30 protein-coding genes are annotated in these 26,564 nt (G+C 56.0%); 8 read left to right on the top strand and 22 right to left on the bottom strand.

Annotated features, from left to right (window positions below; translation table 11 throughout):
* Positions 1–5 precede the first annotated feature (5 nt).
* The 3 genes from WA302_RS06380 to WA302_RS06370 are packed head-to-tail and all read left to right on the top strand — an operon-like array spanning position 6 to position 3,006.
* Entirely contained in the window at positions 6–1,346 is a 1,341-nt protein-coding gene (locus WA302_RS06380; protein ID WP_142590490.1) for a fimbrial protein, read from the top strand.
* Positions 1,343–2,095 carry a fimbrial biogenesis chaperone gene (locus tag WA302_RS06375; protein WP_233492609.1) on the top strand — a complete coding sequence of 251 codons (753 nt, stop codon included), beginning with the start codon at positions 1,343–1,345 and terminating at the stop codon, positions 2,093–2,095. The genes WA302_RS06380 and WA302_RS06375 overlap by 4 nt, the downstream gene beginning before the upstream one ends.
* Before the next feature lie 44 nt (positions 2,096–2,139).
* Positions 2,140–3,006 (top strand): hypothetical protein, encoded by an 867-nt coding sequence (locus WA302_RS06370; protein WP_089180793.1) that lies wholly within the window; start codon positions 2,140–2,142, stop codon positions 3,004–3,006.
* Positions 3,007–3,030: 24 nt separating this feature from the next.
* Here WA302_RS06370 and WA302_RS06365 read toward each other — a convergent pair whose 3' ends face one another.
* From WA302_RS06365 to WA302_RS06340, 6 genes are all read right to left on the bottom strand, one after another.
* A complete protein-coding gene (locus tag WA302_RS06365) occupies positions 3,031–4,296 on the bottom strand; it encodes an MFS transporter (protein ID WP_197826547.1) in 1,266 nt (421 codons plus the stop codon).
* Positions 4,297–4,904: 608 nt separating this feature from the next.
* A complete protein-coding gene (locus WA302_RS06360; RefSeq protein ID WP_043141566.1) occupies positions 4,905–5,498 on the bottom strand; it encodes an ATP-dependent Clp protease proteolytic subunit in 594 nt (197 codons plus the stop codon).
* 45 nt (positions 5,499–5,543) lie between these two features.
* Positions 5,544–5,873: an SRPBCC family protein gene (locus tag WA302_RS06355; protein WP_025302474.1), complete on the bottom strand. Its 330-nt coding sequence runs from the start codon at positions 5,871–5,873 to the stop codon at positions 5,544–5,546.
* Positions 5,870–6,184, bottom strand: a complete 315-nt coding sequence (locus WA302_RS06350; RefSeq protein WP_261456302.1) for an ArsR/SmtB family transcription factor — start codon at positions 6,182–6,184, stop codon at positions 5,870–5,872. Before WA302_RS06350 ends, WA302_RS06355 begins: the two co-directional genes overlap by 4 nt.
* 110 nt (positions 6,185–6,294) lie before the next feature.
* Positions 6,295–6,720, bottom strand: a complete 426-nt coding sequence (locus tag WA302_RS06345) for a universal stress protein (protein ID WP_025302472.1) — start codon at positions 6,718–6,720, stop codon at positions 6,295–6,297.
* A 147-nt stretch (positions 6,721–6,867) separates the two neighbouring features.
* Positions 6,868–7,386 (bottom strand): hypothetical protein, encoded by a 519-nt coding sequence (locus tag WA302_RS06340; RefSeq protein ID WP_193402509.1) that lies wholly within the window; start codon positions 7,384–7,386, stop codon positions 6,868–6,870.
* A 236-nt stretch (positions 7,387–7,622) separates the two neighbouring features.
* Between WA302_RS06340 and metQ the strand changes: the two genes are divergently transcribed.
* Complete coding sequence (gene metQ, locus WA302_RS06335; protein ID WP_043141591.1) at positions 7,623–8,438, top strand: methionine ABC transporter substrate-binding lipoprotein MetQ; 816 nt, start codon at positions 7,623–7,625, stop codon at positions 8,436–8,438.
* Positions 8,439–8,484: 46 nt separating this feature from the next.
* On the opposite strand, the gene WA302_RS06330 is transcribed toward metQ, so the two are convergent.
* From WA302_RS06330 to WA302_RS06310, 5 genes are all read right to left on the bottom strand, one after another.
* Positions 8,485–9,249, bottom strand: a complete 765-nt coding sequence (locus WA302_RS06330; RefSeq protein WP_261456301.1) for an SDR family oxidoreductase — start codon at positions 9,247–9,249, stop codon at positions 8,485–8,487.
* Between the two features lie 139 nt (positions 9,250–9,388).
* On the bottom strand, positions 9,389–10,309 hold the full coding sequence (locus WA302_RS06325) for a sugar ABC transporter substrate-binding protein (RefSeq protein WP_043141597.1): 921 nt from the start codon (positions 10,307–10,309) through the stop codon (positions 9,389–9,391).
* Between the two features lie 65 nt (positions 10,310–10,374).
* Entirely contained in the window at positions 10,375–11,415 is a 1,041-nt protein-coding gene (locus tag WA302_RS06320) for an ABC transporter permease (protein ID WP_049204184.1), read from the bottom strand.
* 15 nt (positions 11,416–11,430) lie between these two features.
* Positions 11,431–12,915 carry a sugar ABC transporter ATP-binding protein gene (locus WA302_RS06315; RefSeq protein WP_167324232.1) on the bottom strand — a complete coding sequence of 495 codons (1,485 nt, stop codon included), beginning with the start codon at positions 12,913–12,915 and terminating at the stop codon, positions 11,431–11,433.
* 75 nt (positions 12,916–12,990) lie between these two features.
* On the bottom strand, positions 12,991–13,920 hold the full coding sequence (locus WA302_RS06310) for a sugar ABC transporter substrate-binding protein (RefSeq protein ID WP_025302465.1): 930 nt from the start codon (positions 13,918–13,920) through the stop codon (positions 12,991–12,993).
* Between the two features lie 484 nt (positions 13,921–14,404).
* On the opposite strand from WA302_RS06310, the gene WA302_RS06305 reads away from it, so the two are divergent.
* The 3 genes from WA302_RS06305 to dcuR all read left to right on the top strand — a co-directional run bounded on the left by WA302_RS06305 (position 14,405) and on the right by dcuR (position 17,698).
* Positions 14,405–15,247, top strand: a complete 843-nt coding sequence (locus tag WA302_RS06305) for a class I fructose-bisphosphate aldolase (RefSeq protein WP_049209431.1) — start codon at positions 14,405–14,407, stop codon at positions 15,245–15,247.
* 125 nt (positions 15,248–15,372) lie between these two features.
* Positions 15,373–16,986: a sensor histidine kinase gene (locus WA302_RS06300; RefSeq protein WP_261456300.1), complete on the top strand. Its 1,614-nt coding sequence runs from the start codon at positions 15,373–15,375 to the stop codon at positions 16,984–16,986.
* Positions 16,979–17,698, top strand: a complete 720-nt coding sequence (dcuR, locus tag WA302_RS06295) for a two-component system response regulator DcuR (protein WP_004940959.1) — start codon at positions 16,979–16,981, stop codon at positions 17,696–17,698. The genes WA302_RS06300 and dcuR overlap by 8 nt, the downstream gene beginning before the upstream one ends.
* A 37-nt stretch (positions 17,699–17,735) precedes the next feature.
* On the opposite strand, the gene WA302_RS06290 is transcribed toward dcuR, so the two are convergent.
* The 7 genes from WA302_RS06290 to fabV all read right to left on the bottom strand — a co-directional run bounded on the left by WA302_RS06290 (position 17,736) and on the right by fabV (position 21,672).
* A complete protein-coding gene (locus WA302_RS06290) occupies positions 17,736–18,071 on the bottom strand; it encodes a hypothetical protein (protein WP_025302462.1) in 336 nt (111 codons plus the stop codon).
* 33 nt (positions 18,072–18,104) lie between these two features.
* Entirely contained in the window at positions 18,105–18,530 is a 426-nt protein-coding gene (locus WA302_RS06285) for a hypothetical protein (RefSeq protein WP_049204176.1), read from the bottom strand.
* A gap of 61 nt (positions 18,531–18,591) precedes the next feature.
* A complete protein-coding gene (locus WA302_RS06280) occupies positions 18,592–18,891 on the bottom strand; it encodes a hypothetical protein (protein WP_049204177.1) in 300 nt (99 codons plus the stop codon).
* 170 nt (positions 18,892–19,061) lie between these two features.
* Positions 19,062–19,301, bottom strand: a complete 240-nt coding sequence (locus tag WA302_RS06275; RefSeq protein WP_197770032.1) for a hypothetical protein — start codon at positions 19,299–19,301, stop codon at positions 19,062–19,064.
* A gap of 227 nt (positions 19,302–19,528) precedes the next feature.
* A complete protein-coding gene (locus tag WA302_RS06270) occupies positions 19,529–19,744 on the bottom strand; it encodes a helix-turn-helix domain-containing protein (protein WP_025302459.1) in 216 nt (71 codons plus the stop codon).
* Between the two features lie 7 nt (positions 19,745–19,751).
* Positions 19,752–20,315 carry a DUF2975 domain-containing protein gene (locus WA302_RS06265; RefSeq protein WP_025302458.1) on the bottom strand — a complete coding sequence of 188 codons (564 nt, stop codon included), beginning with the start codon at positions 20,313–20,315 and terminating at the stop codon, positions 19,752–19,754.
* 157 nt (positions 20,316–20,472) lie between these two features.
* A complete protein-coding gene (gene fabV / locus WA302_RS06260; protein WP_025302456.1) occupies positions 20,473–21,672 on the bottom strand; it encodes an enoyl-ACP reductase FabV in 1,200 nt (399 codons plus the stop codon).
* Between the two features lie 285 nt (positions 21,673–21,957).
* Between fabV and WA302_RS06255 the strand changes: the two genes are divergently transcribed.
* Positions 21,958–22,260 (top strand): hypothetical protein, encoded by a 303-nt coding sequence (locus WA302_RS06255; protein ID WP_016928136.1) that lies wholly within the window; start codon positions 21,958–21,960, stop codon positions 22,258–22,260.
* 50 nt (positions 22,261–22,310) lie between these two features.
* On the opposite strand, the gene WA302_RS06250 is transcribed toward WA302_RS06255, so the two are convergent.
* The 4 genes from WA302_RS06250 to WA302_RS06235 form a co-directional block, all read right to left on the bottom strand.
* The gene (locus WA302_RS06250) at positions 22,311–22,661 is read right to left on the bottom strand and encodes a DUF4377 domain-containing protein (RefSeq protein WP_025302454.1); all 351 of its coding nucleotides are present in this window, start codon (positions 22,659–22,661) and stop codon (positions 22,311–22,313) included.
* A 135-nt stretch (positions 22,662–22,796) separates the two neighbouring features.
* Entirely contained in the window at positions 22,797–23,204 is a 408-nt protein-coding gene (locus WA302_RS06245) for a hypothetical protein (protein WP_151428426.1), read from the bottom strand.
* A gap of 367 nt (positions 23,205–23,571) precedes the next feature.
* Positions 23,572–24,804 carry a hypothetical protein gene (locus tag WA302_RS06240; protein WP_164067610.1) on the bottom strand — a complete coding sequence of 411 codons (1,233 nt, stop codon included), beginning with the start codon at positions 24,802–24,804 and terminating at the stop codon, positions 23,572–23,574.
* Positions 24,805–25,478: 674 nt separating this feature from the next.
* Entirely contained in the window at positions 25,479–26,537 is a 1,059-nt protein-coding gene (locus WA302_RS06235; protein ID WP_261456299.1) for an acyltransferase family protein, read from the bottom strand.
* Positions 26,538–26,564 lie beyond the last annotated feature (27 nt).

The raw sequence follows: 26,564 nt of genomic DNA, 5'->3' as shown, positions 1-26,564 counted from the left end.
AGACGATGAAACGTATTGCTTACCCGATCGCCGCCCTGGCGCTGCTTGCTCTGTCGCTGTTCGGCGCGCCCGCCGCGCTGGCCCAATGCACCCGAGTCGCCCCCTGGATCGATTCCGGTTGCGATCCCTGCGGGGTGGGCACGGCGCTGGGCCGGGTCAATCTGACCAGCACTTACCTGCAGCCCGTCGGTACGCCGCTCGGCACCAGCGTGTTCGATCTGACCTCCGGCACGCGCTATCCGGATCCAAACAAGGTGCTGTATGAGTGCGACGCCGGCGATGCGGGGCAGATCTATGAAGTCTTCGCCACCAACGGCGACGATCGCGTCGGCGGCTATTACGATCTTGGGGCCCAGGACGGCAACCCCAACTACTACGCCACCTATTTCCCCTATGTCGGCATCCGTCTGACCCACCTGGATTCCGGCAAGGTTTTTACCCGCTACTGGCAGTCGGCGCCGATTACCCGCTACGCCACCGTCGGCAGCAAAATTCAGATCCGGGTGAAAGACTTCAGCGCCATCCGTGCCGACCTGATCCGCATCAGTTCGCTGCCGGGTGCGGGCGCCAGCAACTACTGTGGCTACAGCGCCGGCAACCCGCTAGTGGGCATGGCATCGACCACCGGCAATTCGAACTATACCTGCACGCAGCCGAACGGCTATGTCACCTTTCAGGGGCCCGGCATCGCCTCGGATCCTATCGGCAGCGACTCCGCCACCAACTACGCCACCTGGGGCACCGGGCGCTGGAACGCGATGGGCATGGGCACCGCACCGATCTCCTCATTGACCTATACCGCCACCTGCGTGGCGCGCAACGTCACGCCGCTGGTGATCCTGCCGACCCTCTCCGTCAGCCAGCTGACCGCCGGGCAAACCTCACAGGCGCAGTTCACCCTCAATATCGAATGTGACAACGCCGCCGTGTCCGGCGTCAGCAGCAACAATACCGCCCTCGGCCTGCAGGTGCCGTATGAAAGCTATGTCGCGGCGCAGCGGCTCGGGTTAGTCAGCGCCAACGGCGGCGTAAGTTACCTGCTCTCCAGCGGCTACGGCACCGACAGCAGCGTCGCCACCGGCGTGGGTATCGCGCTCGCCAACGCCGGCAACGGCGCGCCGATGAACTTCGTCGGCTGGGCGCGCTGCAGCGCCGGGCAATGCCCGCAAGGTAATGACGCCGGCTGGTACCCAGTGCTTAACGGCGCCAGCGGCGGGGGCAGCACCGCGGCGGGGTTTACCCACTACACCACCCAACTCACTGCCACGCTCGCCCGGCTGCCCGGGCAGACCGTCACCGCGGGCAAAGTGGACGCCAGGGCCTACGTCTGGGTTAAGGTGCAATGATGAGAAAGAAATATCTGACGATGGGATGCGCCCTGTTGCTGACGCTGGCGACCATGGGCGCGCAGGCGGGTATCATCGCCTCCGCCACGCGGGTGATCTTTCACGAGGGCGAGACGGAAAAAACCCTGATGCTGCTCAACACCAACGGCTATCCGATCGTAGCGCAAACCTGGGTCGATAACGGCGACGTCAACGCCGCCCCCGAACTGTCCCGTGCGCCGTTTGTCACCCTGCCCAGCGTATTCGCCCTGCCGCCTTCCGCGCTGAAAGGGCTGCGGATCCTGTTTGCCGGCGCGAGCCTGCCCACCGACAGGGAGTCGGTGTTCTGGCTTAACCTGTATGAGATCCCGCCCAGCCGGCCGATCACGCCGCCGCAGGCGTCGCGCGTGACGATGGCGATGAACACGCAGATGAAAATCTTCTACCGCCCCAAAGCGCTGAAGGGTAACGCCGACAACGCGGCCGAGGCCGCTTCGTTCACGCTGCAAAAATCACCGCGTGGCTATCTGCTGCGCTGTCACAACCGGTCGGCGTTTTATCTCTCCTTCGCTCGCATCGCCGTGCAAACCGACAGGCGCGATGCCCCGGTGCGGCAAGAAAGCGACATGATGACCGCGCCATTCAGCACGCGGGATTATCACCTCGACGGCGTTGCGGCGTCGGGGCTCCCCTCTCAGATCACCGTTCAGGCCACCCTCATCAACGACCAAGGCCAACAGATCGTCAAGTCATACACAGCAAACCCATAACGATAAAAAGCAGCACATTTTTTTAAGTACAGGAAATAGGGAAAATGAGTCTAAGCAGATTCCAGCTACAGTTTCACCTGGAGAAACAGGCCAACATCATCAGGCAAACACCGGCATTTCACGCCGCCATCGTCAAACACGGGGAGTTATTAAAAGAGACCTACAAGAAACATCCGCTGTTTTATAAAATCATCTTCAGGAACAGCCGGTTCATCATTTGCTCCACTATCCTGTCCATTTATTACCACCAGCCCGCCGCCGGGCTGAAAGACATCAAAGCCTTTTTTAAAGGGAAAAATTTGATCAGCGAGAACTCCCTGGACTCCTTTCTGTTTTTTTTGCGGGTCGGCCGTAGACTGGAGGTCAAACCCTGCGAACATGACAAACGCCAGCTGCGCTATAAACCTACGCCGCACGCGCTGGCGGAAACCCAGGCGCTGATCGCCTCAATGGCGTTGCCCTATCAGGCGCTGGCGCCACAGATGCCCATCGCGACGCTGCTGGCGGCGCCCGACTTTCTGCCCACCTTTTTCGCCGCCTACGGGCAGCTGATGCTCAAGGAGATCTACCTGATCGATCTGGTGCCGCAATCCGGACTGTTTATCAGCAAGGACGCCGGCCACATGGTGCTGCTGATGCTGCATATCGAAAGCATCCGGCAGGACTCCCCCTTTCTGCTGCTCTCCTCGGCGAAAATCGCCAAGTCGTGCTCCGTCTCACGCGCGCACGTGAATCGCATTCTGCAGGCGGCGGAAAAATCCGGCCTGCTGACCACCACCAATAACGTGGTGATCGAACTCAACAGCTCGTTCTTTATCATGGCGGAGCGCTACTTCAGCCTCTATTTCGCGATGGTCGAATGCGGGCTTGAATGGGTTTGGCAAACGCAACGAGCGACCGAGCATAGTTGAGCCGTTCACCGCGCTCGTGGCACCTTATCGATCAAGCCCCAGGCCGCCGCTTCGTCGGCGGTCATGAAGCGTCCCGTAGGTGGCGGCCAAGGCGACACTCCCGGCGGATAACACTGCCGCAATGCCGGCCAACGCAATAGACAACGTGTAACTCTGATACAGGTCATACAGCCAACCGGCGGCGCTGCCCCCGCCAACGGCGGCGATCCCCACGGCGAGATACAACGCCCCCAGAATGGCGCCCAGATTAGCAGTGCCGAACCATGTACTGGCCACTGCCGGATACAGCGCAATACAGCCGCCGTTGGCCGCGCCGAATAACAGCGCGAAAATCGCCAGCGCGGTAAAGCTGTGCGCCACACTCCAAAAGCCGCATAACAGGGCCAAACTCAACGTAACGATAACCAAAAAACGCCGCGCGCCCATACGGTCGCCTATCCGCCCCAAAACTAGGCGGCCGCCGATATTGCCCATGCCGATCAAACCGATGAGCAGATTGGCCTGCGTTGCATTTAGCCCCTGTTGTTGTGCATAAGGATTAATATGAACCAACGCCAGGAACAGTCCGATAGAGCCGAAAAATATCGCGATAAAAAACCACCAAAACTGAGCCTGTCTCGCCGCATCTCGCAACGTAACGCCCCCGTTAAACGCGGAACCCAGTATTAATGTCACCTCAACGGGACCAAGCCCATCGGGATATTCTCCCACGTCCTCTGGCCTGCCTCGCAAGACGAAAGCGGCAGATAACCCCAGCACAGCGATAGCGGCGGCGTAAACTTGTAGGGTACTTTGCCAGGACAAATGCTGCATCAACCCACCAGCCACCATCGGCCCCACCAGCGTTCCCAAACCGGTGCCGGCCAGCGCTAAGCCGGAAGCCGAACTTCGATGAACGACGAACCAGCGTTGAATGGTTGAAACAGCCGGCACGTAAACCAACCCGACGCCGCCCCCAACCAACAGGCAAAACGTGAACAAAAACGCCGTCAGTGTCGACGCCAGCAGGCTACTGCCCAAAAAGCCCAGAGAAAGCAGTAAAATACCGATGCCGGTTACCGTCCTTACCGAAGTACGATCGCTCCAGGCACCGGAAAATACGCCTACGATGTAGTAAATTAACGCCGTCAACGAGAATATTGAGGCGGTAGAAAAACTCCCCGCGTCAAAATTCGCCTGTAATGCAGTAAAAAATGCCCCGAATGAGTAAGCAGCGCCAAAAATAACCGCCAGCAAAAGATGAACGGCACCGACCATGTACCAACCGCGAAACTGCCTTGTCTTTTTCATTATGAATTCCCATCACAATTAACACATTGTTCGCCAAGGCTCGAGTTTAGAAAAATCGGGCTCCGCACAGCCTTCTTTAAAATGTGTGTCATAACATGCCGCACCCAGACTAGTTTCAAGCCATTTCCAATTACATTATTCCGAAAACGACGCCGTATGAGAATGACCTGAAAATGTCTGAACGGCTGATAACCGCCGCCAGACGTCACTGATATCAGAACGATGACATAATGGCGGAAAGTCTAGCTTTGTCATTTCTCAGCCATAGATATAGTTGTATAGACAAGCCAATGGCAAGATTATTTTCCAAAATTTGTGGTCGGAACTGATGCTGAAAAATAAAAATACATACACCGACGTTATAAATACAAAGAAAAACATAGGTAAAAATATACAAAGAAGAAACCTGCCACGCTGTTCATCAGTCACGATAAAGATGAATAGCGTGGCTTGGCAGAGGGGTAACTAATCAAATAGATAGTTAGCAAGCAAGTTAAATATTAAATAACGCCAAATAAGATATGCTCATTTTTATTATTTATTTCATTAACACGACTGCGGATATCCTGAGGAAAGGCCGACAGGAATCAATAATCGGCCACCAATGTTTACCTTTCCCGCAATACCCGATCGATCAATCCCCAGGCCGCCGCTTCGTCGGCGGTCATAAAGCGATCGCGATCCAACACCCGCTCCACCTCCTCTTCGCTCAGGCCGCAATGTTGGGCATACAGCCGGATCACCCGCACTTTGGTGCGCTTCATTTCTTCGGCGTGGATCAAGATGTCGGACGCCTGCCCCTGAAAGCCGCCCAGCGGCTGGTGCACGTGCAGGCTGGCGTTGGGCAGAGCCATGCGGTGCCCCGGTTCGCCGGCCATCAGCAGGAATGAGCCCATCGAACGCGCGGTGCCCATGCACAGCGTATGCACCGGCGCGCGGATATACTGCATGGTGTCGTATATCGCCAGCCCGCTGGTGATCGCCCCACCCGGCGAGTTGATGTACAGGTGGATCGGTTTTTCCGGGTTTTCCGCCTCCAGAAACAGCAACTGGGCACACAGCATTTCGGCCACGTCGTCATTGACCTCACCGTTAAGGAACACGATCCGGTCACGCAGCAGGCGCGAATAAATATCAAAGGAACGTTCTCCCCGGCTGGTCTGCTCCACCACCATCGGGACGAGCATCATCTTCTCACGCATCGGTGAACTCCTGGGTTGGCAACAAAGAGAAATGTGTTTAACGCGTCAGGCGGCGCGCATCATCATCGTCGGGCCGTCGTTGACGGCGTCGAGCCGGTGGATCACCCGCAACAGGCTGCCGCCGCCGGCATCCGGCACGATCTGCAGGGTGACGACGCTTTCGAGAAACGGCGGCTGGTCGTCGCGCAGGCGATAGCTCACTGCTTCGCCCGGCGTGGTGGCCAACGGCTCGGCCTGCGCCAGATCCCCCGGCGGCAGCCACTGCTCGCGCAGTTCGGGAATACTGAGCGCCCGCCACACTTTTTCCGGCGGCGCCTCGAGCGCATACTCCAATACCAGCCGATCGCGCGGCGGCGGCTCAACCCGTTTATTCATTGATCCATATCCTTCAGCAAGATTTGCAGCGCGTCGATGCGCGCCGGCCAATAGGCGCGGTACTTCGCCAGCCACTGGGCGATCTGCGCCAGCCCGTCCGGGTCGACCTGGTAATTAACGCAGCGCCCCTGCTTCGCCTCACGCACCAGCCCGGCATTGCGCAGCACCGCCAGGTGTTGCGACATCGCCGACTGGCTGATGGTCAGCCCTTCGCGCAGCGCGCTGGCGTTCATGCTGCCGGCGGCAAGTTTGTCGAAGATGCCGCGGCGGGTCGGATCGGCCAACGCCTTGAAGATGTCATTTTCGTTCATACAAACACATTAGTATTCACTTATGTATTATGCAACCGAGTAAGGCATTTTTTGCTGCAAAAGAAACTCCGCGCTGCAGCGCGGAGTGAATGGACGAGGCATGATCGCGTTTATGAGCGGATCGGGATCACCAGCACGTCGATATTCAGCTGGTTGATGGCATTGCGGGTGGAAGAAAACAGGTTGCTCCACAGATCGTGGTGATGGCCGAACACCAGCAGATCGATGTTCTTATCCACGACTGCCGTGCGCAGTTCGTCAACGAAGCCGCCGCGCCCGATAATCACTTCCGCGATCGGGTAATTGACGTTTTGCGTAGTGGGTTCCAGCTCTTTGCGGATCTTCTCTTCGAACGGCACGCCGTTATCGCTGCGCTCCGAAAAGCCGATCGCCGCATGGTAGGTGTCGTAGTGGACGTCCACATAGATCAGCGAGAGTTTGGCCTGCAGCGCCTCCGCCAGCCGCGCCCCCTTTTCGACCAGCCGTTTGCCGTCATCGCTCAGATCGGTGGCGATGACAATATGGTGGTAACACATAGCGCCTCCTGTCATGGACTCGGTAGAGCCGAGGCTCCGATATCACGTTACGGTCATATCGTTATGGTTAATTTTAGTTCAGAAATGGCGCGTATGACGGGTGGCGACGCGGTGGGAAAGCCCCGTTGCCGGGGCTGAAGGCAAAAATTACTTCTCGCGCTCCGCCTCAAACCAGACGTTGCACAGCGACAGGATCAGCGTGTTGGCGTCTTTCACCAGCACGTTATCGCCGGGCACCCCATCGGTGCCCTGATCGGTAATGCCTTTGATAGTGGTATCCGCATGCTGAATGGCCACGCGTTCGACCGACGGCGTGCTGATGCCCAGCATCGGGAAATCGATGTAGGAGCTGCTGCCGGAATTGTCCTCGACAAACTCCTGCGCTTCTACGGTGCTGACGGTGGCCCCTTCGCTTTTCAGCGCCGTGCCGTTCCAGCTGAATGCATCCGCTTTGTAGCTGATTTTGCCGCCGATCAGGCTCTGCGCCTGCTGTTGATCCCAGCAACCGGTGGTCTGGGTCGGCACAATTTTACTGACGCGCCAGTTGCCCAGCAGCTGTTTGGGGATCGGCCCGGTATCGCTCTCCGCCGCCCGAACCTGAGTCGCCGAGACGCAGGCCAACACCACCAGCGGCAACAGCGCCTTGCTCCAAGTGTTCAATCGCATTGTCTTTTCCTTCGTTTCAGTACCCAGTCTGCCCTCGCAGGCCAACGGCTATCATAATAAGCCCGCCGATTCGCCGTCAAAACAATCCGCACCGCGCCAGGCGGCGGCCGCTCATAGCTAATCGCTATGAGTCATAGTGAATCAGTATTTTGTTTTAGCCCAGCGATTACCTACAGTCACTGCCACTATTCTGCCCGCCAAAATTAGCAGGCAATGTTGACAAGGACCCTGGGAAAATGACATTTACGCTGAAAAATCTCACCCTGGCGCTGGCCGCCGCCGGCACGCTGCTGCTGACCGCCTGTGGCCCGACGGCACAGGACGATCACCATATCAAGGTCGGCATCAGCGCCGGTATCGATCAGTCGCTGTGGGCGGTGGTGCAAAAGGTTGCCAAGCAGAAATACGATCTGGACGTGGAGGTGGTGACCTTCAACGACTACGTGCTGCCGAACGAAGCGCTGAACAACGGCGATCTGGACGTCAACGCCTTCCAGCACAAGCCGTATCTGGACAAACAGATGCAGGAGCGCGGCTACAAGCTGGCGGCGGTGGGCAACACCTTCGTCTACCCGATCGCCGGCTATTCGAAGAAGATAACCGCACTCAGCCAACTGCCGGACGGCGCGCAGGTGGCGGTGCCGAACGATCCGACCAACCTGGGCCGCTCGCTGCTGCTGTTGCAAAAACAGGGGCTGATTACTCTGAAAGACGGCGTCGGCCTGCTGCCGACCGCGCTGGACATCGTCAGCAACCCGAAAAAGCTGAAAATCGTCGAGATTGAAGCGCCGCAGCTGCCGCGCGCGCTGGACGACCAACAGGTGACGCTGGCGATCATCAACACCAACTATTCCAGCCAGATTGGCCTGTCGCCGGCCAAGGACGGACTGTTTGTCGAGGACAAAAACTCGCCGTACGTCAACATTTTCGCCAGCCGCATCGACAACAAAGACAGCGAGAAAGTGAAGGATCTGGTCAAGGCCTATCAGACCGATGAAGTGGCGGCCAGCGCCACCGAAATCTACAAGGGCGACGCCGTCAAAGGCTGGTAATGCCTCGCGTAGGGCCCGTGGCGCCCGGCCACGGGCCCTGCCAACCTCAGCCGCGCTGGATGGAAACGCCGCCGTCCACCAGCATCGCGGTGCCGGTGACGAATGAGGAGGCGTCAGACGCCAGATACAGCGCCGCCTGCGCGATCTCCTCCGGCATCGCCAGCCGCTTCAGCGCGTGCAGTTCGGCCACCTGCGCCAGCGCTTCCGGGGTATTGCTCATCTGCCGCCCCATCGCCGTGTCGGTGCCCCCCGGCAGCAGCGCGTTCACCCGAATGCCGCGCCCGCCGAACTCCACCGCCAGCGCCTGCGTCAGGCCGATCAGCCCCGATTTGCTGGCCGCATAGGCCGCCGTACCGGGAAACGCCGCGGTGTGGCCGACGAACGTGGAGGTGAAGATCACCGAGCCTGCGCCGCGCGCCAGCATGGCGGGGATTTGATATTTGGCGCTGTAGTAAGCGCTGGACAGATTGGTTTCCAGCACGTCGCGCCATTCTAACGCGCTGTGCGCCAGCGACGGCCCCAGCGGCCCCAACGTGCCGGCGTTGTTGAAGGCGATATCCAGCCCGCCGAACTCATCGACGGCCGTCGCCGTCAACCGTTCGGCGAAGGCTTCGTCGCGCACGTCACCGGCTACCGCCAACGCCCGGCCGCCCTCGCGTCGAATGTCCTCTACCAGCTCGGCCAACAGCGGCGCGCGCCGCGCGCCCAACACCAGCGCTGCGCCCTGCCGGGCAAACAGCAGCGCCGCCGCTTTGCCGATCCCCGAACTGGCGCCGCCGATCACCGCCACCTTGCCGTTTAATGCGTTCATCGCCCATCCTCTCGCTGTTTAAAGATCCTCAGTGTGAGGCAAGATTCGGCGCCGCGCTGGCCGCAAGCGGACATGTAACTGGCGCCAATAAGAAAGGCGCTGCAAGCAGCGCCCCGGCAACGCGAACCTGGCGGTTAACTTACGGCCTGGCCGCATATTTCCCCTGATTGGCCGGCGTCACCAGCTCGAACGGGATCCAGTAATACGGCTCGAGTTTTTCACCGTTGATCATGCGCTGCGCCACATCGACCGAGGCCTTGCCCTGGCCGACCGCGTCCTGGAACACCGTGACCTGCATCTTGCCGGAGGCCAGCGCCTTGAGGCCGTCCGGCGTGGCGTCGATGCCGCCGATCAGCACTTTCTTATCCGCCTTGCCCGCCTGCTGCAGCGCCATGATCGCACCAATCGCCATCTCGTCGTTGTTAGCGGCGACGATGTCGATCGCTTCGCCGTTGGTCAGCCAGTTCATCATCAGATCCATGCCTTCACTGCGTGAATAGTTGGCGCTTTGCTTCTGCACCACCTTCATTTTCGGGTACTTGGCCACCACCTGCTCCACGTCTTTGGTGCGCTGCAGCGCGCCGGCGTCGGTCAGGTTGCCGATCATCACCGCCACGTTGCCCTGATAGTTAGCCAACCGCGCCAGCTCTTCCATCTGCAGCGTGCCGGACTCCCGCTCGTCGGAGCCGACGAACACCACGCCCTGCGGCAGTTTGGCGTCGCCCGGCGTGCGGTTCACGTACACCAGCGGCACGCCGGCGGCCTGGACCATTTTGGTCATCACCGGGGTGCTGGCCGAGTTGACCGGATCGACGATAATCGCGTCCACCCCGGCGCTGATAAAGCTCTGCACCTGATCGGTCTGGCGGCCGACGTCGCCGCGCGCGTCTTCGAACTGTACGGTAATGCCGCGCGCCTTGGCCTCCTTGTCGATCGCCTGGCGGATAATGGTGAGGAAGTTCTGGTCAAAATAGGCCATCGATACGCCGATGGTTTGCGCCCATGCCGAAGTGGACGCACACAGCGCCACCGCCAGCCACAGCCCTTTCAGGTAATTCATCATGTGTTCCCCCGGGTAAAAAAACGCCGCCGGCCCACCTTGGCGCCGGCGGCAATTCACGGCAATCAGTGTTTTTTGCGGTTGCGCCGCATGTCGATAGACACGGCGGCGACGATAATCACGCCTTTGATAATGTCCTGAATGTAAGAGTCGACGCCGATAAAGGTGAAGCCGCTTTTGATAAGGCCGAGGATCACCGCGCCGATCAGCGTGCCGGTAATGCGCCCGACGCCGCCCATCAAGCTGCTGCCGCCGATCACCGCCGCGGCGATGGCGTCCAGCTCGTACGACATCCCCATGCTCGACTGGCCGCTGCTGACGCGCGCCGCCAGCACCACGCCCGCCAACCCCGCCAGGCCGCCGGCGATGGTGTAAACCGTCACCAGGTACTTATTGACGTTGATGCCGGAGACCCGCGCCGAGGTCATGTTGCCGCCGATGGCGTAGATGTATTTGCCGTAGCGGGTGTGTTTGAGCGCGATATGGAAGATCACCGCAATCACCAGGAAGATGATCACCGGCATCGCGCCCTGGCCGATTGACGTGAAGCCGTCCGACAGGAAGCTGACCGGGTTCCCCTTGGTGTAGTACTGCGCCAGGCCGCGCGCCGATACCATCATCCCCAGCGTGGCGATGAATGGCGGAATGCCGGTGCGGGTGATCAGGAAGCCGTTGATAAAGCCGCAGACGATGCCCACCCCAATCCCGGCGCCGATCGGGATCGCCGCCGGCAGATCGAGCAACCCTGGGTACATCGGCGAGATGCTGTCCGAGGTCTGCGCCAGGCTGGCCGCCACCACCGCGGTCAGCGCAATCAGCGAGCCGGAGGAGAGATCGATGCCGGTGGTGATGATCACCTGGGTGACGCCCACCGCGATGATGCCGATGATCGCCACCTGCAGCACGATCAGCAGCAGGCGGTTCGGGTTCAGCAGGAACGACTGATCGCGCATGTACCAGCCGAGGATTTCGAAGATCAGCGCGATGCCGATCATCACGATGAAGATACCGGTGTCCTTCGGCATTTTGCCGCTCAGCCCGGAGAACAGCCCTCCCTTGCCCGTTGAATCGGCGGAGAGCGGCTTCTCAATCTTTACGTTACTCATGATGTTCACCCTTCGTTATTCTGAGGCCAGCGCCAGGATCTTCTCCTGGTCCGCGTCGTCTTTGTCCAAAATGCCGGTAATGCGGCCGCCGTGCATCACCATCACCCGGTCGCTCATGCCGAGGATCTCCGGCAGCTCGGAGGAGACCAGAATGATGGCGACGCCGCGGTTGGCCAGTTCGCTGATCAGGCGGTAGATTTCCGCTTTCGCCCCCACGTCGATGCCGCGCGTTGGTTCGTCGAGGATCAGGATTTTCGGCTGCGCCAGCAGCCAACGCGCGATCAGCACCTTCTGCTGGTTGCCGCCGCTGAGGTTATTGATGATCTGATCCATGGTCGGCGTTTTGATGTTGAGCTTTTTGATCTGATCCATGCAGTCTTTGGCCATCTGCACATGGCTGACGAAACCGTTCTTGCCGATGTATTCCGACAGGTTGACGATGCTCATGTTCTCGACCACCGACAGCACCAGAAACAGGCCGGATTTCTTGCGGTCTTCGGTGAGAAACGCCAGCCCGCTCTCGATCGCCTTCGCCGGGGAATCCACCTTCACCGCCTGGCCTTCGATAAAGATCTCGCCGCCGTCCGCCGGGTGCATGCCGAACAGGCTTTCCATCACTTCGCTGCGCCCGGCGCCCACCAGCCCGGCGACGCCGAGGATCTCGCCGCGTTTGACGCTGAACGAGACGTCGTGGAACCAGCCGCTGCGGCGCAACCCGGCCACCCGCAGCACTTCCTCGCCGATGTTGTTGTTGAATTTGGGGAACATCTGCGTCAGCTCGCGCCCCACCATCATGGTGATCAGCGACTGTTTGGTCAGATTTTCGGTTTTGTCGCAGGCGATGAAGGTGCCGTCGCGGAAAATGCTCACTTCGTCGGTGATGGCGAAGATTTCGTCCATTTTGTGGCTGATGTAAATGATGCCCTTGCCCTGCTCGCGCAGCTCGCGAATGATGGCGAACAGGTGCACCACTTCACCTTCGGTCAGCGCCGAGGTCGGCTCATCCATGATCAGCACGTCGGCGTTGTAGGATACGGCCTTGGCGATCTCCACCATCTGCTGGCTGGCGATGCTCAGTTCGCCCACCAGCGTTTCCGGCCGCAGTTTGATGTTCAGCCGCGCCAGCAGCTCGCGGGTTTGTTCGTTCAGCTGCTCGTGGTTGACGAACCCCAGCCGCGCCGGCTCGCGCCCCAACCAGATGTTTTCCGCGACCGTCATGTCAGGCACCAGGTTCAGCTCCTGGTGGATCATGGAAATGCCCGAATGCAGCGCCTGCAGCGTATCGCTGAAGGTGACCGGCCGGCCTTTGATTTTGATCGAGCCTTCGTCCGGGTGGTAGATGCCGATCAGGCATTTCATCAGCGTCGATTTGCCCGCGCCGTTTTCCCCCATCAGCGCGTGCACGCTGCCGGGTTTGATTTTAATCGAGACCTTATCCAGCGCTTTGACGCCGGGGAACTGCTTGCTGATGCCTTCGGCCTCAAGAACATAAGGGTACATACCGCTTACCTCCGCACTGACCCACGTTTTCCGCCGCGATCGCCCCACACCGGCGCCCACGGCGGGCTTCAAGGCTTATTTCTTGTTTTTATCGGCGAATTGCTGGTAATTGGCCTGGGTGATCAGCTGGTAAGGGATCAGCACGTTGCTCTCCACTTTCTCGCCTTTCACCAGCTGAACGGCGGTTTGCACCGCGCCCTCGCCCTGGCCTTTGGCGTCCTGGAACACGCTCAACGCCAGATCGCCCTTCTTGATGAACTCCAGCGCGTCCGGCGTGCCGTCAACGCCGGCCACCAGCACGCCGGATTTCTTGGCTTGCTTCAGCGCCAAAATAGCGCCGATGGCCATTTCGTCGTTGTTGGAGGCGATGGCGTCAATCTGCTGGCCGGACAAAATCCAGTCGGTGGTGACGTCCACGGCCTCTTTACGGAAGAACTTAGCGGTTTGTTTGTCGACTATTTTGATACCGGGGTAGTTGGCCGCCACCTCTTCCACGCCGCGAGTGCGGTCGCGCGTGGCTTCGCTCGACAGCTCGCCCATCAGGATCATCACGTTGCCCTTGCCGTTCATCAGCTTGGCCAGCTCTTCCATCTGGAGCTTGCCGGCCAGCTTGGAATCGGAGCCGACGTAGGCCATGCCGGCCGGCAGCGCCACTTCCGGCTTGCGGTTGACGAACACCAGCGGGATCTTGGCCTTCTCGGCCAGCTTGATCATCGGCTTGACGCCCTGGGTATCCACTGGGTTGAGGATGATGGCGTCGACGCCCTGGCTGACGAAGTTTTCGATTTGTTGAATTTGCTGCGCAATGTCGCCCTTGGCGTCTTCGAACTGGCCGCTGACGTTGCCGTCGGCCTTCATTTTGCTTTGCATCGACTGGCGCAGAATGGTGAGGAAGTTGTCATCGAAGTAAGCCATGGAAACGCCGATCTTGATGTCTTTCGCCAACACGCTGGCCGGCAGCATACACATCAGTACCGAGGCGGCGATCAGTTTCTTCAGCTTCATGTTCGTTACCCTTTAATCGTTAGAATGAAGAGGTCTGTTGGTTGACAGCTAATGAAAAATATTTTTTACATTCAAACAACAATACGGTCGGTGTTATCCCTTTGATACGGCGAAATTACCGCGTTATCGCCGTATTAAGGCCGTGAAAAAAATGGTGATCGATATCTCAAAATAGATTAAAAACAATCAATTGAAATAAACCCCTGGCACAGCAAACGGCGTCTTTATCGCGTTTTTAAATGTTTATTTCATAATTTAGATTATTGAAACTTTTTAACCCAAACAAGCGAAACATGCATTTTGGAATGGCTTATTAACAAAAACATGACACGGATCTAACAAATGAAATGAAAGCCACCGGCGAGCGTTCCCCTTTCGTGCGCCGGCAAAAACTGCGAGCGGCTACGCAGTTTGCGGTTTCCGCGTTTCCCGACCATTCTTACTCGGCAATAATGGACATATCCCTATCTCAGGAGGACCTGACATGCAGCTCAGCAGTAAGGTGCGGATGAACCGCCTGTTCAACAACGGCAAGTGCCTGGATGTGGCGATCGATCACGGCATCGCCAACGAACCGGATTTCTTAATCGGCTTGGAAGATATCGAACGGGTGATGGGCAACCTGATCGCCGCGCGCCCCGACGCCATTCAGGTCAACTACGGCCAGGCGGAGCTGCTGCAGCGCGCGCCGCAGCGCGAAAAGCCGGCGCTGGTGATGCGCACCGACGTCGGCAACGCCTATAACGCCGCGCGCCACCGTGAGATGTGGGCGGTGTTGCACAACCCGGAAGCGCCGATCCTCGCCGCGCTGCAAATGGACGCCGCCGCGGTGGTGGTCAATCTGTATATGATCCCGGATGAACCCGGCATTTTCCGCCAATGCGTGGAGAACATCGGCCGCCTGCGCCACGCCTGCGATCGCTACGCCATGCCGCTGATGATCGAACCGCTGGTAATGGCGCCAGCCGGCCAGGGCGCCGCCTACGGATCGCTGGGTGACGTGGAGAAGATCGTGCCGCTGGTGCGGCTGGCGCGCGAGCTGGGTGCCGACATCATCAAGGCCGATCCGACCGATCGGGTGGAGGATTTTCACCGCGTGGTGGAAGCGGCGCGCTGCCCGACGCTGGTGCGTGGCGGCGGCAAGGGGGAGCTGGGGCCGGTGCTGGAAAAATCCGCCGCGCTGATGGCCCAGGGCGCTTCCGGCATGGTCTATGGCCGCAACGTTTACCAACACAGCAATCCGTCGCAGGTGGTGCGCGCCCTGATGGCGATCATCCATCAAGGTGCCAGCGGCCAACAGGCGCTGGAGCTCTACCACCAGCAATGACCCGCTTTTGTAACTAAAATAACCCCTCCGCACCCCGGCAGCATGCTATAACCTGCTGCCGGTAACCGCAGCTTGCCTCATTCCTCGCTAGAATACGCCGTGATATCGCCATTCGGAGAACCGCCATGCCAAAACAACGGGTGCCGCTCAAGCTGAGCACCTCCATCACGCTGATGGTGTCCGCCATCATCGCTTCGGTGCTGCTGGTGGTGTTCGCGCTGTTTTTCGTGCAGATGAGCCGCGAGGGGCAAGATCAGCTGCAGCAAAAAGCCATCGCCGTCGCCAACACGCTGGCGCTCTCCAACACCGTGATCGACGGCTTGCAGCGGCGCGATCAAAGCGGCGCCATTCAGCACTTCGCCGAGCAGGTGCGCCATCAAAACGAGCTACTGTTCGTGGTGGTGGTGGATATGCAGGGCATCCGCTATTCGCACCCTAAACCCTGGCTGATCGGCAAGCATTTTATCGGCGACGATCTGGCGCCCGCGTTGCAAGGTAACGTCAACAGCGCCATCAACCGCGGCACGCTGGCCCCGGCGCTGCGGGTGTTCGTGCCGGTGTATGACGATCAGAAAAAACAAATCGGCGTGGTGGCGCTCGGCATCGCGCTGGACACCGTGCAGCGGGTGGTGGCGGAGAGCCGCTGGATCATCTATTGGACCATCGCCTTCGCCGCGCTGGTCGGCAGCCTGGGCACCTTTTTCCTGGTCTCCGCGCTCAAACGCATCATGCTGGGTTTCGAGCCTTACGAAATCTCCAACCTGTTCGAACAGCGCAACGCCATGCTGCAGTCGATTAAAGAAGGCGTGATCGCGGTCGATAATGAATCCCGCATCACCATCGTCAATGACGAAGCCAAGCGCCTGCTGCGCCAGAGCGGGCCGGTGGAAAACCTGCTGCTGGAAGCCGCCAGCAAGCATTGGCCGGCGCAGCTGCATCTGGCGGAGGTGCTGGCCAGCGGCGAACCGCTGCGCGATCGGCAGATCAGCTTCAACGGCAGCGAACTGCTGACCAATACCGTGCCGGTGATCGTCAACGGCAAGGTGACCGGCGCCATCGCCACCTTCCGCGACAAAACCGAGGTCAGCCGCTTGCTGCAGCGCCTGAGCGGCATGGCACACTACGCCGACGCCCTGCGGGTGCAGTCGCACGAATTTATGAACAAGCTGCATGTGATACTCGGCATGCTGCACATGAAGGCCTATCAGCAGTTGGAAAACTACATCATCAACACCGCCAGCAACTACCAGGAAGAGATCGGCGCGTTGCTGCGCAAGATCCATTCGCCGGAAGTGGCGGGCTTCTTCATCGGCAAGATCAGCCGCGCCCATGAGGCCGGCATCGAACTGACCATCGAGGAAACCAGCCTGCTGCCAGAAACCGACGATGCGGAGACCACCCATGTGCTGATCAGCGTGCTCGGCAACCTGATCGAAAACGCCATCGACGCCATCGACGGCGTTGAGGGCCACGAGATCGGCCTGAGCTTCCATCACCACGACGATCAATTACACTGTATCGTCAGCGACGACGGCCCCGGCATCGATCCGGCGATCGGCGCGCGCATCTTCGAACACGGATTTTCCACCAAGGGAACGGGACGCGGCATCGGCCTGGCGCTGATCCGCAGCCATCTGGAGAAACTGGGCGGCAGCATCGATTTCGAATCCGAACCGGGTGAGCTGACCCAATTTTTCGTGCACCTTCCCTATCAGGCCAAGAGCAGAACCCATGATTAACGTACTGATTGTCGACGACGACCCGATGGTGGCGGAGCTGAACAAATACTACCTGAGCCAGGTCGGCGGTTTTCACTGCCAGGCGACGGTCGCCACCCTGAGCCAGGCGCGCGCCCTGCTGGCCGACGCCAGCGTCAGCATCGATCTGGTGTTGCTGGATATCTACATGCAGCAGGAGAACGGGCTGGATCTGCTGCCCGGCCTGCGCGAACTCGGCGAGAAAACCGATGTGATCATCATCTCCTCCGCCAGCGACGTGAACACGGTGCAAAAAGCGCTGCACTACGGCGTGGTGGATTATCTGATCAAGCCGTTCCAGTTCAGCCGCTTCAAGGAGGCGCTGAGCCACTACCGGCAACAGTCTCAGCTCTTGGCGCAGCGCGAGTTTTCGCAGGCCGACGTCGACAGCCTGCTGCGCCGCCAGCCCGGCGGCCAGGAGAGCAAGAAACTGCCGAAGGGGCTGACCAGCATCACCCTGAGCACGGTGTGCGAGTGGATCGAACAGCAGCACGACAGCGAATTCTCCACCGACAACCTGGCCAACGCCATCGGCATTTCGCGGGTGTCCTGCCGCAAGTACCTCATCTATCTGGCGGAGAGCGGCATTCTCGGCACCCGTATTCTGTACGGCGCCACTGGCCGACCGGTCTATCTGTATCAGTTGAAACCGGATGCGATCGCCATGCTGAAAGAGCATTGCCGCCCGGCCTAAACGACGCCGGGCGCAGCAAGCGCCCGGACGTTAAAGGCTAGAAGTTGTGCATGTAACACTTCGCCTCGGGGTGAGGATCTTTCGAGTGTCTGCGCAGGCAACGCTGCTTTTTCTCCTGCTGTTCCAGGTTCCGCTGCTGCCGCTCGGCGGCCTCTGCTGCCTCGCGCTGCTGTTCCCGTGCAATCGCCTGCTCGTTGACCAGCGTCAGGTTATCGACATTCCACACCTTGTGACGCAATGCATCACGCTTTTTCTGGTATTCCTCGGTGATCTTACTGTCCTTCGGCGCCGCCGCATGGTATTCCAGATCCACCCGCGCCTGCGCGAAGCTGGCGCAACACAAGGCCACGCCGGTCAACACTATCATTTTCATCGATAAACTCCTGACAAGTCCCTGTTCTCATCTTTAGCAATTCAGCGGCCGACCATTCAGCCAGGCCCGGCAATATGCGCCGACAAACGGCCGATGCGGCCCCATCAGGGACGTCCGGCGCAGACGCAGCGACAGGCAGCGAACAATATCGGCTCCCTGTTCGCAGGCCGATCGGGCGCTCTGGTGCCCCTGCGCAGAACGTCTCGCCGTTTTCTGTGTTTGCAACCACATTTCCAACGCTTCCCGCTCCGCACGCAGCCGCGCCAGCTGCATGCGCTCCGCCTGAATCTGTTCAGCCAACCAAATATGCTGCAACAAGCCATCCAGCCGCGCCGGGCATCCCGCCGCAGAGGGACTTTCCGTCGAGGCGCCGGGCGAGGAATGGCGATCGATGAACGCCTGACTGCAAAATGAGGCCAGCAGCGCCAGCGCCGCAGCGATTAACGAGGGTATTTTCAATACACAAGCTCCATGAATAAGCCGACTGGGGCGCGCCACGAAAAATGACGCAGAGAACCGTTCAACAGCCATTGAGTGAAGACATATGAGGCTCTGCGGGATCGGGCGCATGTTGCCCTCCCGTCGCCGGCGTTTTCGCGTTTTCGCCATCGCATTCCGCCAGACGCGCCAAGGTTTCAGCCTCGTTCTCCGTGGGTGGTGTCGGCACCGCCATCTCTTGTCGCAGGCCATGCGCCAGCTCTTTCAATTTCTTCTGAAACAGCACGGGAGAAACTCCCTCGCATTGCCGATCGTAACGGGCCGCATTTGCTTGCAGACTCAACAACGACATTATCAACATGGCGACAATACGCTTTGCCATTGAAAACTCCTGTAATGATGTCTAGGTATGTCGATATAAATTCAACAAGCAGAGATTCATCGTTTAAAGATAAATAACGCATCGGAAAAACAGAGTAGCGAATTAATAATAAACCGCTCCATAATATCTCTGAGATAACGTCTGGCGCCACGCTGAATAAAGAGTGGCGATTAGCGCCCCCCTATTTTCGACCAGTCCAGCGTACCGCCGATACCGACCCGGCCTTCATTCAGCACGGAAGCGGCGGATTCACCGGCGATAATACGCTGTTTTTGTTCTCGCGTTGCGGGCTGCGGTGCTCCCCAATTCCCCCAGTGAGTGGAGGAGGATGAGGATGAAACAGTGGGGTAAATGGCACTGCATCCGTTTAATACCAGACACAATGCCAGAAGATAATTACGCCATGTCATACTATTCCCCTTAAAATAACGCCATTGGTAGTGACGGTAAATGAAAAATGAGTTTATTTAGTTTAATAACGTTCGCCGCATGCCATCGCCAGCGACAAAAAGAATACGCAAGTGTTAATCACCCGTTATTTTAATTAACCTGAATAAAACAAATATCGCTCAATAAGATAACGCTAATCGCAGAAATGGGCCAGCAGGTTCAGCGCACTTCCGAGTGCGCTGGGATCTTACTCTTCGCCGTCCGGCTGCCAGGCCAACAGATCGCCAGGCTGGCAGTCGAGAATGCGGCAGATCTTGTCCAGCGTTTCCAGCCTGACTCCCTTGACCTTGCCGTTTTTCAACAGAGACAGGTTTTGCTCAGTGATCCCCACCTGCTCCGCCAGCTCCTTTGAACGCATCTTCCTTTTGGCCAACATGACATCAAGACTTACGATTATTGCCACTCTATTCTCACACGAAAGAAAGCTGTTCTTCATTCAGCCGCAACGCTTCCAGAAATACCCGGCTAAATACCAGGATTGCGCAGCCTACGATCAGCGAGCGCACCGACTCGCTATTGACGCCATAATAAAGGATAAACAGCATTTTTTCATCGGCGGTCAATACCATCACCTGCAGCAGACCGGCTAACGACGGGAACAACACATCGACGATCAGCAAGATGCCGATGATCTGCAACAGCACCATATTGTTGCGATGCCACACGTTGCCGCGGAAAAATTGATAAAACAGCCCGGCGCCGCACAGCAGCGCGCTGTAATAGGGCAAATAACCGAGCATGTCGATAAGCAGCGTGGCGAACAGCGCCCAGCGTTGCTGCGGGATCGCGTAGGCAAGCAGCTCCGGGTAATATTCCCGGTAAGAGGCGACGATATCGCGATAGGCTACGCCCTGCAGCCAATCCCGCACGATGATGAACATCTCAACGCCGGTGCTGACGATCAGCATCGCCATAATGAGCAAACACAGACAACGCACGTACAGCGGCAGATGGATCCTTGGCGCAGCGCCCATAATTTTCTATCCCTTAATCAACAGCAATAAATTATCGTAAAACGATAATTTATTGCTGTCAATGATCAAGTGGACTGATGAGTCAGGCGGTGGGCGCCAATGCGCGGGCAATAAAAAAGGCCGGGCTAACCCGACCTTGTTTGACTGCTCAACGCGCTTAGACCAGTTCGATCACGTCGAAGTTGGCTTCGCCGCTCAGATCGGCATCGTAATCAACGCCCTGCAGACCGAAGCCGAACAGGCGCAGGAATTCCGCCTTGTAGCCCTGGTAATCGGTCAGTTCGTTGATGTTATTGTCGTTCAGCTGCTGCCAGATTTCACGGCAGGTTTCCTGCACGGCATCGCGCAGTTCCCAGTCATCCAGGCGCAGACGGTGTTTCTCGTCGGTGTCCGGCGCCGCACCGCTGTACAGCTTGGTCGCGAACAGACGCTGGATCTGCTCGATGCAGCCTTCGTGAATGCCCTGCTCCTTCATGATTTTGAACACGATGGAGATATACAGCGGCATCACCGGAATGGCGGAGGAGGCCTGAGTTACCACCGACTTGAGCACCGCAACGTAAGCCGCGCCGCCTTTGGCCTGCAGCTTCTGGTTGATGGCCTGCGCCGCGCGATCCAGATCTTCTTTCGCCTTGCCCAGCGTACCGTGCCAGTAGATTGGCCAGGTCAGATCGGTACCAATGTAGGAGTAAGCGACAGACTGCGCGTTATCCGCCAGCACGCCCGCTTCGTCCAGCGCGTCCATCCACAGCTGCCAGTCCTGGCCGCCCATCACCTTCACGGTGTCGGCGATTTCTTGCTCGTTGGCCGGCTCGACCACGGCTTCAACCAGCACGTCTTTGTTGGTGTCCAGCGCAACGGATTTGTACGGCTCGCCGATCGGCTTCAGTGCGGAACGCACCACTTCGCCGGTTTCCGGCATTTTACGCACCGGCGAAGCCAGCGAGTAAACCACCAGGTCAACCTGACCCAGGTCTTTTTTGATCAGATCGATCACGGTTTGACGGCACTCGTTGGAGAATGCGTCGCCGTTGATGCTTTTCGCGTACAGGCCTTCTTCTTTAGCTGCCTTGTCGAAACCGGCGGAGTTGTACCAACCGGCGGAACCGGTTTTGCCTTCGCTGCCAGGCTTCTCGAAAAATACGCCGATGGTGGCCGCACCGCTGCCGAAAGCGGCATTGATGCGCGAGGCCAGACCGTAACCGGTGGATGCACCAATGACCAGCACCTTTTTAGGCCCGTTTTTCAGTTCGCCGCGCGACTTAACGTAGGCGATTTGCTCACGGACGTTGGCTTCACAGCCTGCCGGGTGAGCGGTGGTGCAGATAAAACCACGAATTTTAGGTTTGATAATCATAGTAATTTTTTCTTGGTAGCTAAAAACCGAAGGACAATATACCTGATTTTCTCGATATACTTAAGAAAGTGCGAAAACAAGCGCAGTGAACAGACCAGTTTAGTCGAGGGATCAGGGTTGCCCAACTCCGCATCGTGATGCCTCCACGCGCCACGCTTCGCACCCTCAGCGCGTTCAAGCCTTCCCTCTTAAATCAGCAAAAGTTGATCATGCTTCTGGCGTTGCGTTATGGTGTGGCTGTTTTTCGGTCGAATATCAGGGAAGATAAAATCACCAGGAACAGTGATGGAACCAACTTTATATTATATTCTTTCTACTCTCGCTGCCGCGGCCTGTCTGGCCGTGAAATACGGCTTCAGACCGCCTCTGGGTTCCAAGGGTTATGTCGTTCTGGTTACGATATGTTTTTTAATCCTTTGCTGGCAATTTACCCTTTTTGCCAACGGCAACGCGATGTTTATTGCTGACTCTGAAACATGGACCAAAGAAAATTGGCCTCTACGCTACTGTGCGTTGGGGTTTGCTCTTGCACATGCCTTCGCCACTTTCGAATCCTCCAGAAGAAAGAAAAAAGACAAACTTTCCTGAAGTCGTCACCACCAAATGAAACACCATTTGGTGGTGACAAGGTAGATCCATTACGCCTTGTTCTTTTCCAGCTGCTCAATCAGCGTATAACGCAGCGATGAGGCATCGGCCGGCACGTTCTCCACCGGGGTAACAAGCACTTTCAGCCGATACTGATAACCCGGTTCGAAGGTGAAACCCTCGATGCCGGTATAGAACAACTCCCACGGCTGCTGCGCGGAGCGACGCACCTGCATGCACTTCATCGGGCCGACGCCCACGCAGTCCACCAGCGCGCTGTTCACCAGCAACACTTCCGTTTGGCCGCCTTTCTCATTTGCGGGCTGATTCATCGAGGTTCCCTCCTGGCTGCAGCCGGCCAATGCGGCCAACGCAACAAATAACAACGCTTTGATTTTCAATGTACTGCACCAATAGTCATGTAGGTCAGACGATCCTAACAAATTGACTGGATGAATTGAACCTTGCTCCGTATCACAGGGGCGACATTATTCGCTCGCGCTTATTCTCCAAACTCATGCGTTACAGGACAGAGGTCATGACGGTACGCTGTCGTTTTTATCATCGGTATCAATGAGAAAACCGGCATCACGAATCGCCGCCCTCACCTGCCTGGCGTCCATCACCGCCGTTTTCACATAGCCAAAGAATGCCACCCGCGCGCCGGGCAAACGGACTGGCGTCGCCAGTTGGGCACTGAGTTCGCGATTGCGCTGCGCCATCTGCTCGGCACGCGCCCGCCAAAACGCGGCGGGCTCGGTTGGGGTTTCAGTCGCGGTTTCGAACAGCGACGCCAATTCGCTTAGCGCCTCCCACTCCGCCAACAGGGCGGCAACCACTTCGGGGTTGACCATCTGCCCCCAGTCAGAGGGTAAAGCCCCCTCACGCCACGCCTCGAGATAGCCGGGCAACGCCCTCTTCAACCGACTCAACCGATCGTTCAACGTAGGTTTCCTTTTACAACGCCTAATGTCTTGATATTCCACATAATGCAACTCTCGTTTAACCGGTGATGGGTGCAATGACCGGAGCTTATCAGCGCCATAGATGACGTAATGACTTTTGGTGCGGCTAAATTAGCGATATGTGCGGGTGGGGATGGAGATCGGGTTGGAGGCTGTGATTCGAAAGAGGAGCGGGGAATTGTTGCTGGAGGATTAAGAGGAATTTAATTATAAATTAATCACAAACAAACACCGAATACGATACCTATATGTACAAAAGAATGAACACATCTCTATAAAAATACAAAAAACCCCGATTTCTCCGGGGTGAATGATTAAATCAATAGTAAATTAATAGGAGGGAAGGTTATTTTATGGATTCTTTTATCCCATACATGTTCCGATCGCTATCCATCGAAATCCCACCGGGGAACTGCTGAACAGCGTTGGGCCCAGACGTTGCCACATAGTCAGTATTTGAGGGGCTCCCCTCAAAGTACCTCTGGCTAGAGTCATTAGGAAATACAACAGCATTTATCATATTATGGCCTGCGTTATTCCCCCATTTGAGTTGTGCTATTTTATTGTTATGGAGTTGAAGATTGAGGTTATTAACACCAGAATAAGACTCATCATCACCTATTTGAACACCATAAGTTCTGTTGGCATAAAATGTTCCTTGTACGATAGAATCATTAGAACGCAGCAGCAAACCTACACCTTTATTGGCCTCACTTTCAATCCCATAAGCAAGAATATTTGCCCCTGACTCAGTCCTCATGCCATTACCGTTAGCATACAGATGGGTATTAGTAAGCATTAAACCTCCGCCGCTATAAAAGCCCTCCTTATGCAGAACATCAATCCCCCACCCTCCATTGTTAGCAGCAATCATCCCAGAAACAATCGAATCATGCGGTCCTCGCATCGTCCATCCATTACCTTTATTGCTAATTAATTTTACTCGAGTAAAGTAAGACTCCATTGCATCATTTTCATCTGGATGAACAGAACCGCTTGGAATAAATTGAGTAACTAACGCATCTCCAGAGAACCGCTCGATTGATACATCTTCAAGCCAGAACCATAAACCATATATTTCAACACCATTAACGCTGGCTTTTTTTCCATCACCACCATCAATAGTAATGTCTTTAATTTTTATGTATTTAACACCTGGAAGGCTTTTTCTATCACCATCTAATGGTGATGCAATTTTCAATGCATTTTTTTCGCTCAGGCTTGATAGTTTTTCATAGTCAGCACTTTGAATAATGGGCCCAGAAGAAGCCGAGGCTAATTTCAACTGAGTTCGATAGATTCCAGATCCGATAACCTGGGATGCATTATCAATTACAATGCAAGGTGACGCACTGCAAGTCCACACACCTGGCGAAAACTCAATTACTTGCCCAACACCAAGCTTTATTGTAGATTTAATCTCACCCGGTTCATTGACTTTGATAGTGATTTGCTTGCCATTGGCGGCAATTATCTCTTTATTAATAATGTCGCCAACATCTGCCGTAGAAAATGCACATGCATAATTAGCCACCATAAATGGAATAATTGATAAAAAAGACACATACCCTTTTGTCATTGTTAGATATCCTTTTAACTTAAATTTGAGATTCAATAATTGAATGATAGATAACCAAATGTCAACTTCAAAATACTTCAAGCGTCACATTTATCGTGGTGTTAGCAACACATCGCCATTACTAGCATGGCCTGTCTATCCGAAGTTTGCTCGTCCCCAAATACACCATTACGAGAATTATTTCCTGGTGATGTGATGCTAAGGTTTCCTGTGCATCCGTGGTTACAGTTGACCGTCCCCATTGCTGTACTAGTTCTAATGCGGGTTCCCGATAACCATTGACCCTATCCCAAAATCAGTGTAGTGCTAAATCAGAGAGGAGATCAAAAGTAGGTATTGCGTCCGCGATGTTCTTAGCAATTTTGCCCCCCTCAGCGCGATCTGCATCGTCAGATACTCCCACTGCTACTACTTTCGTCTCACGACTAAACTTAAACGCGGCATCAGTCGACTGAGCTGCGCTATCTGCAGACTAGCTACTCTTTGCTTCGTCTGTTGCTTGTTGCGTACTGCGGGCTCCCAGCACAATGTTTTTGCCAACGACGCCATCCACGGGCAATCCTTCAGATGACATAGATGGCCCCCCGAAATAATTCAGATTATGAACTGGTTGTTATAATTGGGGCGCGGACAAGAAAGCCCTGAATTACCAGGGCTTACATTGAAGTTATTATTTATTGCACTACAAATTTAACCTCTGCCTTTCTTATGGTTTTTTTTCTTAATTTCTCTGATTGCCTTTCAACGGCTAGATACATTAAGATGCCAAATCCTATCACGAAAGCAAAAGCCATAAATAACTTAACCGGGGTTAAGTCGGTTCTGTCTAGCGCCCAGAAAATATAGTTATACAAATAAATAGAAAACGAGCACTTCCCTACAAATGCTACACTGCGCACAACGTGCGGCACACGCTTTCCTGAGAACCGATTAATAAGTGATGCCATTAATAATGCAAAAACCGATGAAATCAACACTTCATATAGTTTAATCTTGTTATTAAAACCATGCCCTTTGTAGAAAAGAAGCAATACAAATAACGCGATCAATATCCATTGAGCTTTCAATTTTCTTATAAATGAACCTATTCTGTTTTGATATATGGCACAAAGCCACCCCAAAACGAAAAGTGAAAGGTAAGATGGAATGCCCCATGTTAACAATTGATTCTCACTGTAAACATTAATCAAAATACTAACAGCAAACACACTGACCAACAAAACAACCCTTCCCAAAACAGTGGTAAATAAAACAACCAGAGCAGGGAGAATTAAATAAAACTGCATCTCAACAGCGAGCGACCAATAAACCCCACTAATTGAGAAAAATGTCTTTTCTGAAAAATTGTGAATAAATAAAGCATGGGATATTACATCAAAGACCCCTGTAGGTTTTGTTGCAATGCCAAAACCTCGAATTAGAACAAACCAAACCGCGATTGATATGTAAAATGGAATAGCTATCCGCAAGTATCTTTTTAAAAAATAGATGCCATACTTCTTTGCTGAAAAGCCACTTGAAAATGCTTTTCCACTTGACCCAGCCATACAATAGCCTGAAATTACAAAAAACATTCCAACGCCGATCCACCCGTTACCAAAAAGCCCCATCACATCGAAGCCGAATGGTAGCGGTCGGCCTAAAGAACCGGACCATAGGAAAAGGTGAAAGGCGGTAACGAGCATAACCGCTACACCTCTAAAAAAGTCAATAATATCATTGCGCTGAGACATGTCATTTCCTTTAGTTATTGACGCAAT

Source organism: Serratia sp. 201, assembly GCF_037027545.1.
Lineage (GTDB): Bacteria > Pseudomonadota > Gammaproteobacteria > Enterobacterales > Enterobacteriaceae > Serratia > Serratia bockelmannii.
This window is presented reverse-complemented; position numbering and strand designations above follow the sequence as displayed.